Origin of the sequence: Halomonas sp. GD1P12, from assembly GCF_025725645.1 — a bacterium.
Lineage (GTDB): Bacteria > Pseudomonadota > Gammaproteobacteria > Pseudomonadales > Halomonadaceae > Vreelandella.
Genome location: NZ_CP107007.1, coordinates 1,912,745 through 1,929,370 on the forward strand (window position 1 = coordinate 1,912,745; position 16,626 = coordinate 1,929,370).

A 16,626-nucleotide genomic window follows, 5' to 3' on the forward strand; every position below is an offset into this window, starting at 1 on the left:
ATGCAACGATACCGTCAGCGATTTACGGCGATGCCCGTAGCGTTCTACCTGGCAGCCCCTTTATTGATGATAAGCCCGCCGCTTTGGGCGCTGGAAGCCACCGTCAGCGGCGTGTCGGGCCCGGTCGAAGAGAACATCGACGCCTACCTGCAAAATATCGACGAAGAGCGCTACACCGACCTGCGCCTGGAAGGCGAAATTCGCCAACGCACTCAGGAAGCGATGCGCGTATTCGGCTACTACGAGCCAGAGGTCGAGGTGACCCTCGCCGAACCCGTTCGAGTAAGTATCGAGCCCGGCCCCCAGGTGCGCATCGAAACGCTTTCGATCAACATCGAAGGCGATGCTCAGGACGACCCGCCGTTTCAAGAGGCGCTGGACGACTTCCCGCTCAAAGAGGGCGATGTGCTCGAACACGAGCCCTGGGATCAGCTCGGCTCCGAGTTTTCCGGGCTTGCCATCGAGCGCGGCTACTTCGACTGGGGCTTTACTGACCGGCGCATGGAAGTGCGCCCTTATCAGGAAAGCGCGCGCCTCTACATGGATTTCGATAGCGGCCCGCGCTACCGGTTTGGCCAAACGCGCATCGTGGGAAGCCATATCCAGCCGGAGCGGCTCAAACAGATGCAGGATTTTGAGCCCGGCGACCCTTATCTTGCCGAGTCGATCGCGCTTTACAACCAGCGCCTGGGCGAGACCCGCTGGTTTCGCTCGGTGACCGTACGTCCGCGCCTGCAAACCGCTCAGGAGCTCGTCATTACGCCGACCGGCGGTGGGGCGGCCTGGTACGACTCCGCCACTGCCTCCCAGCCAAAGCGCCCAAGGCTCTCGAGCGCCGCCTTTGCAAGTGCGTTGAGCGTGGGCCAGCCCAACGACTACCGTCTGCCGATCGATGTCACCGTCGAGCCCGCCGACCGTCATCAGTTCGAAACCGGTATCGGCTACGCCACCGACGTTGGCCCCAGGCTTCGTTTTGGCTGGCAGCAGCCCTGGATCAATAGCCTCGGTCACAGCCTGAACCACGACCTTTATATCTCGGGGCCGGACCAGCGCTTCACCGGGGTTTACAACATTCCGCTCGAAGACCCGATTCGCGACAACTACCGACTGCAGTACGGTATTCGTAAGCGTGAAGACAACGACACCGAGTCGCTCGAGGGCACGGTAGAGTTCGCGCGGCGCTGGGAGTTCGACAACCGCTGGGTGCAAACCCTTTACGTGCGCACCACCTACGAGGATTTCACCCAGGGTAATCTTTCGGATGAAGTGTGGCTCTACTATCCCGGCATTCAGTGGTCGCGCACACGCACGCGGCCCACGCGCTTTCCGCTCTGGGGTGACCGCCAGCAGCTGTCGCTGGAGTATTCCGATACGTTATGGGGCTCGGACGCCACGTTTTTGCGCGTGACCGGCGATACCGAGTGGATTCGCACCCTGGGCGACAGCAACCGCTTTTTGGCGCGCTTGGGCGTCGGCGCCATCGAAACTGACGATTTCGACAAGATTCCGCCGTCGCTGCGCTTTTTCACCGGCGGCGATCAAAGCGTGCGCGGCTACTCCTTCGAGAGCCTGTCGCCTCGCGACGACGATGGGCTTTTGCGTGGCGGCCAGCAGATGTTGACCTCGACGCTCGAGTATCAGCGCCGGGTCACCGGCGACTGGTGGGGCGCGGCCTTCGTCGACAACGGCAACGCCTTCGACGATTGGAGCGCCGACGATCTTAAAACCGGCGCCGGACTTGGCGTGCGCTGGATATCGCCGGTCGGCCCCATTCGCTTCGACGTCGCCCATCCTTTTGATGATGAAGACAACGACTTCCGCATTCACTTCTCTATCGGCCCCGAGTTCTAGGAGCGCATTTTGGCAGACGTTGCAAAGAAAAAGCCGCGAACGAAAAAGCGGCTCTCCTCCGGCGCGCGTACCCGACTGGCCGTTTGGAGTGTGATTCGCCTGGTGATCCTCGTGCCGCTATGGCTGTTTGGCCTGGTCGCACTGGTACTGGGCGCGGCACTGTCGCCCTGGGGGACGGCGCAGCTCTTCTCCCAGGCCGAGAAACGCGGCTACGTCAGTGTTGAGGCGCAGTCCGGCGGTCTGCTCGACGAGTTCACGCTACAGGGCTTTCGCATGAACGTCGCCGGCGTGCAGGTGGCGATCGACGATCTCGAACTTCGCTGGGCCGACGACTGCCTGCTTTCCGGTAGGCTCTGTATCGACACGCTGCGCGCCGAAGGCGCCGACATTCGCCTGGGCGCGAGCCAGAACGAGCCGGAGCCGCCGCCGGACAACCAGCCGCCGCTTCGCATCACGCTGCCGTTTCCCATCGAGCTTCGTGAACTGGTGTTGAACGATACCGCGGTCACGCTCGGTGACGGCACGCGCATCACCGTCGATTCGCTTACCAGCGCCGCGATCGCCGAGGGCCAGAGCGTACGCCTGGCCCCCACGGAGCTTGACCAGCCCCGAGTTTACCTTCCGCCGTCGCCGGGCGTGCGTTTGACTCAGGGGCTCGAGACGCCGCTGGACGCCACCGGAATCGACGGCGCCATTGCCGTGCATACGCCGCCGGCGCCCGAGCCCGCCGAGCAGGAGGACAGCGGGGTGCTGGTCACGGAACAGGGCCGTACCCAGCTTCCCGACATCATGCTGCCGATCGACGTCATCGTCGAAGAGCTCGCCATCAACGACTTCGCCCTGGAAGGTGCGGTCGATTACAGCGTCGAGCGGCTCACCCTGGTGGGCTCGGCGGTCGAGCACGACATCGCGATCGATACCTTCTACGTGCTTACTCCGGACGCCGAGGTGAATCTCGACGGCACGATCCGGCTGGCCGAGGAGTATCCGCTCGATCTGAACCTGGCCACCACGCTCTACCTGCCGGAGCGCTTTCCCGAGCTTTCCGGCAACACGGTGTCGCTTGCACTGTCCGGCTCGCTTGCCGAGCTTGAAGGCGAGCTCGATACCGAGGGGCTGGTCAACGTCGTGCTCGATGCCAGCGTCGACGTACTCGACCCACTGTTCGCGTTCGACATGCGCCTGCAAACCGACGAGCTGCAGTGGCCGCTCACACCGGTGGAGGGCAGTGACGCCGAGCCCATTCGGGTGGAGGATCTCGACCTTCGCGCCAGCGGCAATCTGGAAGCCTTCGCGGTGACCGTCGATGCCGAGGGCATCGATGACACGCGCCTGGATGGGCAGGTGGATCTCGATGATCCGAGCTACCCCTTCGATGTGCGTTTGCAAAGCGAGCGCTTCCAGTGGCCGCTCAACGTGCCGGAAGACGCCGACACCGCCGCCGAGCCCTTCGTGGTGCAGAACCTGGATCTGCACGCCAGTGGAAGTCTCGAAGAATTCACGGTAACGCTGGATGCCGACGGCGTGGAGAACACCCGACTCGAGGCGCGCGCCGATATCGAGGACCCGAACTATCCCTTCACGGCGCGGCTTCAAAGCGACCGACTACAGTGGCCGCTGATCACGCCCGAGGATGCCAACGTCACCCCCTGGGTGGTGCAGAATCTGGATCTGCGCGCCAGCGGCGATATCAATGCCTACACCCTGGCCCTCGACGTCGAGGCCGAAGGCCCGGACGTGCCGCTTCTATCGCTGAACCTGCAGGGTAGCGGCGATACGGGCAGCTTTGGCTGGTCGACGCTTGCGCTTCAAATCGACGAGAGCCGCCTGGCAAGCCAGGGGCGCGTGAACTGGGCCAACGCCATTACGCTGGACACGACGATTCGCCTCGACGAGTTTGATCCGTCCCACTTCGTTGCCGACCTCGACGGCTCGCTCAACGGCGATATCGAACTGGGCGTGCTTCAGCAGGGCGAGCGCTGGCTGATCGATCTCCCTACGCTCGATATCGAGGGCGAGCTTCGCGATTACCCGCTCACGCTGGCGGCGTCTCTGCGCGCCAACTCGGCTCTCGAGGCCGACATCGAGAGCCTGGTCTTCACCCAAGGCAACAACCGCCTGACCGCCCAGGGCCGGGCGAGCCAGCAGGCGCTGTCGATCGATGCCGACATCGCGCTCAATCAGCTGCAAACCATTCACCCGCAGCTTGCCGGGCGTCTGGCCGGCAATGTTCAGGCGCGCGGCAGCATCGAGCAGCCGCAAATCAACGCCGCCCTCGAAGGCAGCGACCTGCGCTTTGCCGACAACGCCGTCGAGCGGCTTTCGCTTGATGCCGATATCAGCGGCATCGACGACCCGCGCCTGGACATCGACCTGCTGCTCGACCGGGTCGTGGCCGGTGGCCAGACGCTGCAACGCCTGGAGCTGACCCTCGAGGGCCTGCTTTCCCAGCACACGCTGTCGCTTGATGTGCAGGGCGATGATACCAGCGCCTTGCAGCGCGCCGAGCTTGCCCTGCGCGGACGTTTCGATCAGGCCAACCAGCTCTATCAGGCCAACGTTACGCCGCTTGAGATCGACTCTGACGCTGGCGATATTCGTCTGGAGAGCCCGCTGGATTTGCGCTACAACCTGGCCAATGGCCAGGCGCGGCTGTCGCCGTTCTGCCTGCGCCGGCTCGAAGGCGGGCTCGTGTGCTCGACAGAAACGGTCAACGCTTCGGCCGATCAGGGCCGGGCGCTTCTGACCGTGCGCGAAGTGCCGATGGAAGCGCTCGAGCCGTTTTTGCCCGAAGAGTGGCGTCTGAACGGCGACACCACCGCGGACCTGGCGCTCTCCTGGAGCCAGGGCGGTGCGCGTTGGCAGGCCGACGTCGAGCTTTTGAGCGAACTGGCGATCACCGCGGTCGACGGCTACGGCCAGCCGGTGCGCCTGCCGGTGATCAATCTGGACGCCCGGATCGACGCCAACCAGGCCAACGCCAACGCGAGCGTGGTGCTGTCGCTGTCCGAGGCGGGGCGTTTGGCGCTGGATCTGAGCGTGAGCGACCCGATCGGCCAGGGCGGGCTCAACGGCGAGCTGCGCGCCAGCAATATCGTGCTCGAACCGTACCTGCCGCTGGTCGCACAGCTCGATGAGCTGCAGGGCGCGCTCAACGGCACCGTTTCGATTGGCGGCACGACCGCCCAGCCGGATTTGCAGGGCACGCTGGCCCTTCGCGGCGTGCGTGCCCGCGGCCCGGACATTCCGATCGACGTTCAGGACGGCGAGCTTGCGCTGCGCTTCGACGGCGGCCAGGGCAGCATCGACGGCTTCATCGCCGCCGAGCGCGGCCGGCTCAACATCTCCGGTGACGCGTACTGGCCGGAGAACGAGCAGTGGCGGGCAGGCGTCGACCTGAACGCGGTTCAGGAGCCGCTTTTGGTCGTGCTGCCCCAGTTCGGTCGCCTCGAGGCGGCGCCAAACATTCGTATCCGCGTCAACCCGGAGCGACTCCAGATTCGCGGCAACGTCGATATTCCCTGGGCGCGGCTGGAAATCGGCAGCCTGCCGGCCTCGGCGATTACCCCAAGCGGCGACGAGATCATCATCACCGAGCGCGACGACCGCGAGGCCGAGCGCATCGCACGGCTGCGCACCGCCAACGGCGAAGGCCCGAGCGCGGCGGATGAACTCGCCGCCGGCGGTATGGAGATCGACATGCTGATCACGCTGAACCTGGGCGACGACATGGAGCTCTCCGCCTATGGGCTGGAATCGAACCTGGCGGGCAGTCTGGAGGTGCGCCAGGACAGCGGGGTGCTGCAACTCTTTGGCGAGGTAAACCTGGTAGACGGGCGCTTCCAGGCCTTCGGTCAGGATCTGCTCATTCGTCGCGGTCAGCTGCTGTTCAGCGGCCCGCCCGGGCTTCCCGTGCTCAATTTCGAGGCGATCCGAAACCCGGAAGTGACTCAGGACGACGTGATCGCGGGCCTCAGAGTCACCGGCACCGCCGAAGAACCGAACGTAGCGATCTTCTCGGAGCCGGCGATGCCGGAGAACAGCGCGCTTTCTTATGTACTTCGCGGGCGCGCCCCGGATTCCTCCGGCGGTGTCGACAGCGCCTTGACCACGGCGCTGATCGGTATGTCGCTCGGGCGCACCGGCGGGGCGGTCGGCTCGATTGGGGAGGCTTTCGGCATCAACGACTTGACTCTGGATACCACCGGCGCCGGTGACGAAAGCCAGGTCGCACTCAGCGGTCAGCTTACCGACGATTTGCGAATTAGCTACGGTGTGGGAATCTTTTCGCCCATCGCTGAACTAACCTTACGCTATACGCTTTGGCGTAATTTCTACGTCCAGGTGGTTACCGGCACGAGTCAGGCGGTCGACTTGATCTACACCTTCTCGCGTCCGGGCTCACCGACGATACTTCCACCGATACTCCCACGGCAATAAGAGGTGGCCATGACACTTTTTTCCAGAACATCGGGATCACTGCCAGGCCGTGATACGCCGATCAAAACAAGCGAGACCCATACCGTCAACGGCAACGCCCTGAAGGGGCCGATCCCTGACGGCTTCGAGGAGATCGTCCTCGGCATGGGCTGCTTTTGGGGCGTCGAGCGTCTCTTCTGGCAAATCCCCGGGGTACACGTGACCGCCGCAGGCTACGCCGGCGGCGAAACCCCCAACCCGACCTATGACGAAACCTGCACCGGGCGCACCGGCCATACCGAGGTGGTGCGAGTGGTCTATGATCCCGACCAGGTCTCGTTGGCCACGCTTTTGCGCACCTTCTGGGAGGAGCACGACCCGACCCAGGGCAACCGGCAGGGCAACGATATCGGTAGCCAGTACCGCTCGGCGATTTTCACCACGACCGACGCCCAGCGCGAGCAGGCCGAGCAGAGCCGTGATGCGTATCAGAAGGCGCTCGATGAGCAGGGCAAGGGGCGCATCACCACCGACATCTATCCGCTGGACAGGTTCTACTATGCCGAGGGCTACCATCAGCAGTACCTGGACAAGAATCCCGGCGGCTACTGCGGTTTGAAGGGCACTGGCGTGACCTGTGCGATTGGCTAAGCTTTATTGATTCACGCAGACCCCATCGGCGGTTTAGCCGGTCGTCTGCGTTTTCCAACCTGTTGGCCTTTTCCGCTCGCTCGAGCCTCTCGAGCGAGCGGCTTACGTTAAAGAAGACGACGGTTCACTACGACAGCTGTTCAATGAGACGGCTCTTCGATTGAACGACGTCGAACTGCAAGGAGTACTTATGTCGATGCAGGCTGATTTTGATTACGATCTCCTGGTCATTGGAGCCGGTTCCGGCGGCGTGCGCGCCGCGCGTACCGCAGCGGCTCGAGGCGCACGGGTGGCCATTGCCGAAGACCGCTACCTGGGCGGCACCTGTGTCAACGTGGGCTGTGTGCCGAAAAAGCTCTACGCCTACGCCTCTCACTTTCGCGACAGCTTCGACGACGCCGCAGGCTACGGCTGGCATCTGCCGGATACGCCGACCTTCGACTGGCCGACGCTCAGAGATAACAAGTCCGGCGAGATCAAGCGGCTAAACGGCATCTATCAGCGCCTGCTGGAAAACGCCGGCGTCACGCTCTATAACGCCCGGGCGACGCTCAAGGATGCCCATACCGTGTCAATGAGCTCTGCCAAGGGCGAAAGCGAGGTGAGCGCGGCCAAAATTCTGCTCGCCACCGGCGGCTGGCCCTGGGTACCCGACTTTCCGGGCAGCGACCTGGCCGTCACCTCCAATGAGGTATTCGATCTCGACACCTTTCCCCAGCGCTTTCTGGTACTGGGCGGGGGCTATATTGCCGTCGAGTTCGCCAGTATCTTCAACGGCCTGGGCAGCGAAACGCATCTGATTTATCGCCGCGAGCTTTTCCTGCGCGGCTTCGATGACGAGGTGCGCGCCTTTACCCGCGACGAAATGAAGAAAAAGGGCGTCAATCTGCACTTTGACACCAACATCGAGCGCATCGAGCGCGGCGACGATGGCCTGAACGTGACGCTCACCAATGGCGATACGCTCACCGTCGATACCGTGCTGGTGGCCACCGGGCGGCGTGCCAACGTCAGCGGGCTGGGGATCGAGGCGCTGGGCATCGAGCTCGACGACAGCGGCAAGATTCCGGTCAACGAGCGCTTCGAGACCAGCGTGCCCTCGATTCTGGCCCTGGGTGATCTGATCGATAGTCCGGAGCTTACGCCGGCGGCGATCGCCGAGGCGATGCAGATCGTCGAGCATCACTTTGGCGAGACTACACCGGAGCCGCTGGACTACGAGCGCGTTCCCACCGCGGTATTTTGCCAGCCCAACATCGGCACCGTTGGCCTGACCGAAGAGGCTGCCCGGGAGCGCTTCGCCAACATTCGTGTTTACCGTACCGACTTCAAACCCATGAAGCACACGCTTTCCGGAAGCGACGAGCGAATGCTGATGAAGCTGGTGGTGGATGATGAAAGCGACGTTGTGGTCGGCGCGCATATCGTGGGTGAAGAGGCGGGCGAGCTGATTCAAAACGTCGGCATTGCCGTACGCGCCGGGCTCACCAAGGCCGATTTCGACCGCACTCTGGGCGTTCACCCGACCGGCTCCGAGGAACTCGTCACCATGCGCGAACCCTCGCGTACCTGACCCGCATGCTGACGTAGTGTAACCGGGGCGATTCATGACAAGCGGGCGAAAGCCCGCTTTTTTTTAACACTTCATCGAAGTTGGACTAAGCTTTTAACGGTCACAGAGAGGATCGATATACCGTACAGCATTGCCCGTCACATATAATTAAAAATTATTGAAAAGGGAGCCAAGGATAATATGAGCTTTGAGTTATACGTCATCAGCTGTTATGATCCTGCTGGAATTCGCAACGGCGAAGTATCAACATGAGCATGCCTACAACGCCTTTTACCCCATCGTTCGACCTGGCGCGGCCGACCGTCGCTGACGCCGTGGTCGGTAATGAACAGACGCCGCTCTATATCCGCAAGCCCAATGCCGACGACGGCTGGGGTATCTTCGAGCTGGTCAAGGCGTGCCCCCCGCTGGACGTCAACTCTGCCTACGCCTATCTGCTGCTCGCTACCCAGTTTCGCGATACTTGCGCCGTGGCGACCAATGAAGAGGGCGAGATCGTCGGCTTCGTTTCCGGCTATGTAAAGGACAACGCACCGGACACGTTTTTTCTGTGGCAGGTCGCGGTAGGAGAGAAAGCGCGCGGTACCGGGTTAGCGCGCAGGCTGATCGAGGCCATCATGTCGCGTGACGAGCTCAGCGCCGTACACCACATGGAAACCACTATCACACCGGACAATCTCGCGTCCTGGGGGCTTTTTCGCCGCTTGGCGGCGCGCTGGCAGGCACCGCTCAACAGCCGCGAATATTTCTCCACCGAACAGCTCGGCGGTGAGCACGACCCGGAAAACCTCGTGCGCATCGGACCTTTTCAAACCGATCACATCGTCTAGCCAGGTCGAGCGCCGCGCGACACCTTGAAAATTCATCGAACCGTCTCAAGGTTTTTTAAGCGCTTGAGACAGGAAATTTTTTGAAAGGGAGGTCATGATGCAGACCCAAACGTTTGAACGGATGGAATCCAACGTACGCACCTATTCGCGTTCGTTTCCCGTAGTATTCACCAAGGCTAAAAACGCCCGTTTGACCGATGAAAACGGCCGCGAATACATCGATTTCCTCGCCGGCGCTGGCACGTTGAACTACGGCCACAATAATGCGCACCTGAAAGAAGCGATGATCGATTACCTCGCCTCGGACGGCGTAGTACATGGGCTGGACATGTGGACGGCGGCCAAGCGTGACTACTTCGATACGCTCAACGAGCTGATCTTCAAGCCGCGTGGGCTCGACTACAAGGTGCACCTGCCGGGGCCGACCGGTACCAACGCCGTCGAAGCCGCCATTCGCCTGGCGCGGGTGGCCAAAGGGCGCCACAACATCGTCACCTTCACCAACGGCTTTCACGGTGTCACCATGGGGGCGCTGGCGACTACTGGTAACCGCAAGTTCCGCGAGGCCACCGGCGGCATCCCGACCCAGGGCGCAAGCTTCTTGCCTTATGACGGCTACATGGGCGAGCACACCGATACCCTTGACTACTTTGAGAAGCTGTTGGCGGACAAGTCCGGCGGGCTCGATATTCCTGCGGCGGTCATCGTCGAAACCGTGCAAGGCGAGGGCGGTATCAACGTGGCGAGCCTCGAATGGTTGAAGCGTCTGGAAGGTATCTGTCACGACCACGATCTGCTATTGATCGTCGATGATATTCAGGCGGGCTGCGGGCGTACTGGCAAGTTCTTTAGCTTCGAGCACGCCGGCATCAAACCGGATATGGTCACCAACTCCAAGTCGCTGTCCGGTTTCGGCCTGCCGTTTGCTCATGTGTTGATGCGTCCGGAGCTCGACCAGTGGAAACCGGGCCAATACAACGGCACGTTCCGCGGCTTCAACCTGGCCATGATCACCGCGACCGCCGCACTGAAAAAATACTGGTCCAACGATACCTTCGAGCGCGATGTTCAACGCAAGGGCCATATCGTCGAGGAGCGCTTCAAAACGCTGGCCAAGCGCCTGTCGGATAACGGCATGCCCGCCACCGAGCGTGGCCGTGGCCTGATGCGCGGTATTGACGTGGTCGATGGCGATATCGCCGATGCGATCACCGGTAAGGCGTTCGAGCACGGTTTGATCATCGAAACCAGCGGTCAGGCCGGCGAAGTCGTCAAGTGCCTGTGCCCGCTGACCATCAGCGATGAAGACCTGATCGAAGGCCTCGATATTCTGGAAAAATGTGTCGACGCCGTGATCAGCGGCCAATAACGGATCCAACGCCAAGCCATCGTTTCGGCGGCCATCGACGGCCGCCTTTCAAGGAGCACACCGATGATCGTTCGCAACCTGGAAGAAGCCCGCAAGACCGACCGCCTGGTAACCGCTGAGAACGGTAACTGGGACAGCACGCGTCTGGTGCTGGCCAGCGACAAGGCCGGTTTCTCGTTTCACATCACCCGGATCTTTCCGGGCACCGAAACCCACATTCACTACAAGAACCACTACGAAGCCGTGTTCTGCTACGAAGGCGAAGGTGAAGTGGAAACCATCGCCGATGGTAAAATCTGGCCGATCAAGGCCGGCGACATCTATATGCTCGACCAGCACGACGAGCACCTGCTGCGTGGCAAGGAACAGGGCATGACCGTGGCGTGTGTCTTCACGCCGGCGCTGACCGGCAAGGAAGTACACCGCGAAGACGGCTCCTACGCGCCGCCGGAAGAGTAAGCGTCGCTCGTGACACCATGATGCAGTATCTCGAAGACAGCCCAAGCGGGCTGTCTTTTTTATGGCCGGGTTCCTGTGACGTTTTAACCTTGCATGGGCAAGCAGATCTCTACACATCAGACCGGCATCTAATAGTTCGCATAATATATATTATGTTAAATCATATGGCAGTCATTGAGTAAAACCCTTAACATCATTGGACAACCGGACGCACTTCTTCATATTATCCCAGCTCTTGTTTGGTAAGGGACTTCCGATCTATGCGCACGAAACTGACCTGGCTGATGGCAGGCATGCCGCTACTGGTAGCCTGCGCTGCTCAACCGCCAGCGCCTCAAGAGCCCCCGCCGCTTGATGATGCCGCGTTCAACGCGCGCATCACAAAGCTCGAGTCCACGCTTTTAGAACAGTGTGACACCCAAGCGCTGGAGTCGCGCCAAACGAGCCAGTACGAAACGCTCAGATCCAACATGCATGAAGTGGGCAACCTACTGCGTGTCTTGCAAAAGGACGTGGCGACTATCGAGGCGCGCGGCGGCGAACCCCTCATCGTGCGTGAAGAGTGCGAAGCTCAGCCGGTACACAACGCCAAAACGGTGCTCGGGCGCAGCGAATGGGTCGGCTTTCCAGCGATCGGTACCTACCTCAAGGCGCGTATCGACTCCGGGGCCTCGACATCGTCGCTGTCGGCGTCCGATATCACGCGCTTCGAGCGTGACGGCGAAGACTGGGTACGCTTCAAGCTCGCGCTCAACGACGAAGACGTGGCGGTCGAGCGCGTTAAAGACGAATGGATCGAAGCGCCGATCCAGCGTCGCGTGCGCATCGTGCAGGCCTCCGGCGAAGAGTCGCGCCCGGTCATTTCGCTGTTGATGACGTTAGGGCCCATTCGCGAAAACGTCGAATTCACGCTCAACGACCGTACCCACCTGGATTTCCCGGTGCTGCTGGGACGGCGCTTCATGATGGATATTGCCACCATCGACGTCGCCCAAACCTACGTTCACGATCGGCCCGAATTCCCCGGCGGCGAACCTGCCGACCAGGCCGCTGACGATGAAGTCTCTGAAGATCAAGACGATACAGAAGAGTAGCCGCTCTACCTCCTAGAGCCACCGCTCTCCCCTGTCGTTTAATGCCGCAAGGAATCAACCTTCATGTCACGCTTGGCGTTTTATTTAATCGTGGGCTTTTTGCTGGTCGTGGGTATCGCGGCCAGTATTCATCGTCACGTTCAGTTCGAAATCCCCTGGACCCCCGGCGAGCAGCGCCAGGTGTGGGAGATCGAGGCGGTGATCACGTTCAACGCCCAGGATGGCCCGGTTCAGGTCGATTTGGCGCTGCCGTCGCATCAGGCGGGCTATCGTGTATTGACCGAAAACACAGCCTCATCGGGCTATGGCCTCGCCTATAGCGCCGACGAGCTGGGCCGCCAGGCGCAGTGGACCATCCGCAACGCCGCCGGTAGCCAGCAGCTTTACTACTCGGTGCAAATGCTGGTATCGCCCGAAGCGCGCGCGCCTATCCAGACGCCGCCCGGGCTATCGACGCCGACGCCCTGGGGGGCGCCCTACGATAGCGCCGCCGAGCAGATCATCGAGCGGGCCTGGGCGCGAAGCGCCGATAACGCCACATTTGCCCGCGAATTGATCCTCGATCTCAACGGCGAACGTCAGGCCGAGAACGCGCGGCTGCTGTTGAGCCAGGAGACGCCGACGGCGCTGATCGTACGGCTATTGAACCAGGCCGGTGTTCAGGCGCGGGAAATTAGCGGCCTCATGCTCGAGGACGCGCGCCGGCGCCAGTCGCTGACCAGCTGGATTCAGGTGTTCGACGAAACCGGCGAGCAGTGGACAGTGTTCAATCCAAGGACCGGTGAGCGTGGCCGCCCGGATAATCTGCTGCTATGGGAAACCGGCGGCCGCGCGGTGCTCGAGGTTCAGGGCGGCACCAATTCCCAGGTCAGCTTCTCGATGCTGACCCACAACCAACCGGCGTCGGCGGCGGTGCGTAACCACCGCTCGGACAGCACGCTCTTGAACTTCTCGATTCACAGCCTACCGCTGGAGGAGCAGGCGCTGTTCCAGACCATTTTGCTGATCCCCATCGGGGCGCTGGTGGTGGTGCTTTTGCGCGTCTTCATCGGGGTGAAAACCTCGGGTACTTTCATGCCGGTTCTGATCGCGCTGGCGTTCATTCAAACCACGCTTTTAACCGGCCTGATCGGCTTTCTGCTCATCGTCGCGGTGGGCCTGGTGATCCGAAACTACCTGTCGCACTTGAATTTGCTGCTGGTGGCGAGGGTGTCGGCGGTCATCATCACGGTCATCGCGATCATCGCCGCCTTCACCGTGCTCGCCTATCGCATGGGCCTCTCGGCGGGGCTCACCGTCACCTTCTTCCCGATGATCATTCTGGCCTGGACCATCGAGCGTATGTCGATTCTTTGGGAGGAAGAAGGCCCGAAGCAGGTGCTGATCCAGGGCGGTGGCAGTCTGGTGACCGCGGTGCTCGCGTATCTGGCCATGAACAACCCCTGGATTCGCCACATCACCTTCAACTTCCTCGGAGTGCAGTTGATTTTGATGGCGTTCATTTTGATGCTGGGTAACTACACCGGTTATCGCCTGCTCGAACTGCGCCGCTTCAAGCCGATTATTGATGACGAGAAGCCCTCATGAGCTGGTTCAAGGACTGGACCTGGCCTTCCAGGCTAAGAGACAAGGGCATCATCGGCATGAACCGGCGCAACATTCGCTACATCGGCCGCTACAATTCGCGCAAGCTCTACCCGCTGGTGGATGACAAGCTCAAGACCAAGCTTCTGGCCCAGCGCTATGACATCACCACGCCCGCGCTGATCGGCACGGTGAGCACCCAGTTCGGCGTCAAGCATATCGGCGCCATGCTCACCGGGCACAAGGGGTTTGTGATCAAGCCCGCCAAGGGCAGTGGCGGCAAGGGGATTCTGGTCATCGAAAACGTTGACGATGACAACGTCTTCATCAAACCCAGCGGCGCGCACTTGACCCTGGTCGACCTCGAGCGTCACGTGTCGAACATCCTTTCCGGGCTCTATTCGCTTGGTGGCTCGCCGGACGTCGCGGTGATCGAGACACTGATCAACTTCGATGAAAGCCTGATGGCTTACACCTACGAAGGCGTGCCGGACATTCGCGTCATCGTTTTCAAGGGCTACCCGGTGATGGCCATGATGCGCCTGTCCACCGCCGCCTCCGATGGCAAGGCCAACCTGCACCAGGGTGCAGTGGGCGTGGGGCTCAACATCGCCACCGGCGCGGCGCTCAGAGGCGTTCAGTTCGACCGCCCCTGCTACAGCCACCCGGATACCGGCCACGACCTGGCGAGCCTGGTCGTGCCACAGTGGGACACGCTCCTGAATTTGGCCGCCGGCTGCTATGAAATGACCGGCCTTGGCTATCTGGGCACCGACATGGTGCTCGACCGGGTACACGGCCCCATGCTGCTGGAGCTCAACGCCCGGCCCGGGCTTGCCATTCAGATGACCAACGGCGAAGGACTTCGCCGACGCCTCGATCTGATCGAACGCCAGCCCGAGGGCGTCAGCGCCAAGGAGCGCGTGGCGTTTGCCCAGCATCACTTCGCGCGCCAAAGTGAGCTCGTCAGCGCCCCTGACACAGAGACGGCGAGCGCGTAAACTAGGCTCACCATGTTGACCCGGTCGCTGATGATGAAAACCAATACGTTACTGCAGCAAGCCGAATCGCAATGCATCAATCGCGGCGTGCGCTTCACCCCGATTCGCAAGCGCGTGCTCGAAATGATCGCCGACAGCGGCGGTGGGCTGAAAGCCTACGACCTGCTCGACCAGCTCTCCAGCGAACACGCCGCCGCGCGTCCGCCGACGGTGTACCGCGCGCTCGAGTTTTTGATCACCGAAGGCTTCGTTCATCGCATCGAGTCTCAAAACGCCTACATCGCCTGCGCCTGCCCCGAGCATACCCACGGCTTTCAGCTGTTGATTTGTCGCCTTTGCGGTCACGTTGAAGAGCTGCACCTGGATGCCATCAGCGACGAGCTGGTGGGTCTTGCGCGAGAAAAAGGCTTCAACGTCGAGCGTCAGACCATCGAATTACAGGGCTACTGCGCTACCTGCCGGGAAAGCGGCCAGGCAAACGCCGCCGCCGACTGACCTTTTTCTTAGCGACCCTTCAAACGAGTATCCGTTATGTCCCGTTTCGACCCGCACGCCTCGCTTTTCAAGGCGCTCGAATCCGCCGGATGCGATGAGACGCTGCCGCCGACCCAAACGCTGTTGGACGCGGCCAGGTTCAATAGCGACGGCCTGATACCCGCCATCGCTCAGCAGCATGACAGCGGCGAAGTACTGATGATGGCCTGGATGAACCGCGAGGCGCTCGAAGAGACCCTCTCGACCCGCCGGGTCTGCTACTATTCCCGCTCGCGCGGCAAACTCTGGCGCAAGGGCGAAAGCTCCGGCCAGCAGCAGGCGCTGGTGTCCGCCGCGTTCGACTGCGACGCCGATACCGTGCTTTTGCAGGTAGACCAAACCGGTCCGGCGTGCCACACCGGCCGGCGCAGCTGCTTTTATATCGCCGTCGACTTTGAGAAAGCCGCCATCACCAGCGCGCCGCTCATCGACCCGGCCACGCTCTACGCCAAGCGCTAACGTGAACGCCTGGCGGGCGGTCAAGAAAGGGATCATCAAAACCCCTGGCGCCCTGATGATCGCGCTGGTTCGGCTCTACCAGCTCATCCTGAGCCCCCTGCTCGGCCCGCGCTGTCGCTTCTGGCCGAGCTGCTCCTCCTACACGATCGAGGCCATCCAGGTACACGGCCCGCTTAAGGGTGGCTGGATGGCCTTGAAACGACTCGTCAAATGCCATCCGGGCCACCCCGGCGGCATGGATCCGGTGCCCGGCGGGCGCAGCGAAGCGCTTTGCCGCGACGACGAAATCGAGTGCGATAAATCCAAAACCGGCAACACACACTGCTGCAACGATCGATCCGATTAGGCGCTTTGCGCAACCTGATAGATGCGTTCGAGCATGGCGTGCAGGCCGTTACTGCGCGTCGGCGAAAGGTGCTTATCGAGACCCAGATCCTGCAAAAAGTGTGGCTGCGTGGCGGTAATCTCGGCCGGAGTGCGCTCGCTGTAGATACGCAGCAGCACGCCGATGAGGCCGGAAACGATGGCCGCGTCTGAGGTCGCCTTGAATACCAGCTTGTCGCCGTCTTGCTCGTGGTTCATCCAGACGTTGGACTGACACCCCTGAATCTTGTACTCCTCGGTTCGCCACTCGGCGGGAAAGTCGGGCAGCTGCTTGCCCATATCGATGATGTACTGGTAGCGATCCATCCAGTTGTCGAACATCTCGAACTCTTCGATCAGTTCCTGCTGGGCGAGCTCGGGGCCTGGCGTGCTCATGGTTTCTCCTTGAAGGCATTAGGCAAATTTGGCCGTCATTATA

General features: G+C 61.6%; 14 protein-coding genes. 13 read left to right on the forward strand and 1 reads right to left on the reverse strand.

All coding sequences use genetic code 11. The annotated features are described in order from the left end of the window. The 13 genes from OCT39_RS08950 to yidD all read left to right on the forward strand — a co-directional run bounded on the left by OCT39_RS08950 (position 1) and on the right by yidD (position 16,170). Entirely contained in the window at positions 1-1,851 is a 1,851-nt protein-coding gene (locus tag OCT39_RS08950; protein WP_412031115.1) for an autotransporter assembly complex protein TamA, read from the forward strand. A 9-nt stretch (positions 1,852-1,860) separates the two neighbouring features. Next, entirely contained in the window at positions 1,861-6,291 is a 4,431-nt protein-coding gene (locus tag OCT39_RS08955) for a translocation/assembly module TamB domain-containing protein (protein WP_263584141.1), read from the forward strand. Between the two features lie 9 nt (positions 6,292-6,300). Next, on the forward strand, positions 6,301-6,921 hold the full coding sequence (msrA, locus tag OCT39_RS08960; RefSeq protein ID WP_263584142.1) for a peptide-methionine (S)-S-oxide reductase MsrA: 621 nt from the start codon (positions 6,301-6,303) through the stop codon (positions 6,919-6,921). A gap of 196 nt (positions 6,922-7,117) precedes the next feature. Then, positions 7,118-8,494, forward strand: a complete 1,377-nt coding sequence (gorA, locus tag OCT39_RS08965) for a glutathione-disulfide reductase (RefSeq protein WP_412031116.1) — start codon at positions 7,118-7,120, stop codon at positions 8,492-8,494. Positions 8,495-8,742: 248 nt separating this feature from the next. Further along, positions 8,743-9,324: a diaminobutyrate acetyltransferase gene (ectA, locus tag OCT39_RS08970; protein WP_263584144.1), complete on the forward strand. Its 582-nt coding sequence runs from the start codon at positions 8,743-8,745 to the stop codon at positions 9,322-9,324. A 97-nt stretch (positions 9,325-9,421) separates the two neighbouring features. Next, entirely contained in the window at positions 9,422-10,693 is a 1,272-nt protein-coding gene (gene ectB, locus OCT39_RS08975) for a diaminobutyrate--2-oxoglutarate transaminase (RefSeq protein ID WP_263584145.1), read from the forward strand. Positions 10,694-10,756: 63 nt separating this feature from the next. Beyond that, positions 10,757-11,152, forward strand: coding sequence for an ectoine synthase (locus tag OCT39_RS08980; protein WP_263584146.1), 396 nt, complete (start codon positions 10,757-10,759; stop codon positions 11,150-11,152). Between the two features lie 260 nt (positions 11,153-11,412). Next, positions 11,413-12,246, forward strand: coding sequence for an ATP-dependent zinc protease (locus tag OCT39_RS08985; RefSeq protein WP_263584147.1), 834 nt, complete (start codon positions 11,413-11,415; stop codon positions 12,244-12,246). A gap of 63 nt (positions 12,247-12,309) precedes the next feature. Next, positions 12,310-13,833, forward strand: coding sequence for an inactive transglutaminase family protein (locus OCT39_RS08990; protein ID WP_263584148.1), 1,524 nt, complete (start codon positions 12,310-12,312; stop codon positions 13,831-13,833). Beyond that, complete coding sequence (locus OCT39_RS08995) at positions 13,830-14,831, forward strand: alpha-L-glutamate ligase-like protein (RefSeq protein WP_263584149.1); 1,002 nt, start codon at positions 13,830-13,832, stop codon at positions 14,829-14,831. The genes OCT39_RS08990 and OCT39_RS08995 overlap by 4 nt, the downstream gene beginning before the upstream one ends. Positions 14,832-14,861: 30 nt before the next feature. Continuing rightward, positions 14,862-15,326, forward strand: coding sequence for a transcriptional repressor (locus tag OCT39_RS09000; protein WP_263587317.1), 465 nt, complete (start codon positions 14,862-14,864; stop codon positions 15,324-15,326). A 36-nt stretch (positions 15,327-15,362) separates the two neighbouring features. Then, entirely contained in the window at positions 15,363-15,824 is a 462-nt protein-coding gene (gene hisI / locus OCT39_RS09005; RefSeq protein ID WP_263584150.1) for a phosphoribosyl-AMP cyclohydrolase, read from the forward strand. 55 nt (positions 15,825-15,879) lie between these two features. Then, complete coding sequence (gene yidD, locus OCT39_RS09010) at positions 15,880-16,170, forward strand: membrane protein insertion efficiency factor YidD (protein ID WP_263587318.1); 291 nt, start codon at positions 15,880-15,882, stop codon at positions 16,168-16,170. Here the strand turns inward: yidD and OCT39_RS09015 are convergent. After that, the gene (locus OCT39_RS09015; protein WP_263584151.1) at positions 16,167-16,583 is read right to left on the reverse strand and encodes a SufE family protein; all 417 of its coding nucleotides are present in this window, start codon (positions 16,581-16,583) and stop codon (positions 16,167-16,169) included. The two genes, yidD and OCT39_RS09015, sit on opposite strands and share 4 nt — an antisense overlap. Positions 16,584-16,626 lie beyond the last annotated feature (43 nt).

Bases quoted from the DNA above. Each gene is read 5' to 3' on its own strand.
- OCT39_RS08950 (WP_412031115.1), top strand. From the start codon at position 1: ATGCAACGATACCGTCAGCGATTTACGGCGATGCCCGTAGCGTTCTAC.
- msrA (WP_263584142.1), top strand. From the start codon at position 6,301: ATGACACTTTTTTCCAGAACATCGGGATCACTGCCAGGCCGTGATACG.
- gorA (WP_412031116.1), top strand. From the start codon at position 7,118: ATGCAGGCTGATTTTGATTACGATCTCCTGGTCATTGGAGCCGGTTCC.
- ectA (WP_263584144.1), top strand. From the start codon at position 8,743: ATGAGCATGCCTACAACGCCTTTTACCCCATCGTTCGACCTGGCGCGG.
- ectB (WP_263584145.1), top strand. From the start codon at position 9,422: ATGCAGACCCAAACGTTTGAACGGATGGAATCCAACGTACGCACCTAT.
- OCT39_RS08980 (WP_263584146.1), top strand. From the start codon at position 10,757: ATGATCGTTCGCAACCTGGAAGAAGCCCGCAAGACCGACCGCCTGGTA.
- OCT39_RS08985 (WP_263584147.1), top strand. From the start codon at position 11,413: ATGCGCACGAAACTGACCTGGCTGATGGCAGGCATGCCGCTACTGGTA.
- OCT39_RS08990 (WP_263584148.1), top strand. From the start codon at position 12,310: ATGTCACGCTTGGCGTTTTATTTAATCGTGGGCTTTTTGCTGGTCGTG.
- OCT39_RS08995 (WP_263584149.1), top strand. From the start codon at position 13,830: ATGAGCTGGTTCAAGGACTGGACCTGGCCTTCCAGGCTAAGAGACAAG.
- OCT39_RS09000 (WP_263587317.1), top strand. From the start codon at position 14,862: ATGATGAAAACCAATACGTTACTGCAGCAAGCCGAATCGCAATGCATC.
- hisI (WP_263584150.1), top strand. From the start codon at position 15,363: ATGTCCCGTTTCGACCCGCACGCCTCGCTTTTCAAGGCGCTCGAATCC.
- yidD (WP_263587318.1), top strand. From the start codon at position 15,880: ATGATCGCGCTGGTTCGGCTCTACCAGCTCATCCTGAGCCCCCTGCTC.
- OCT39_RS09015 (WP_263584151.1), bottom strand. From the start codon at position 16,583: ATGAGCACGCCAGGCCCCGAGCTCGCCCAGCAGGAACTGATCGAAGAG.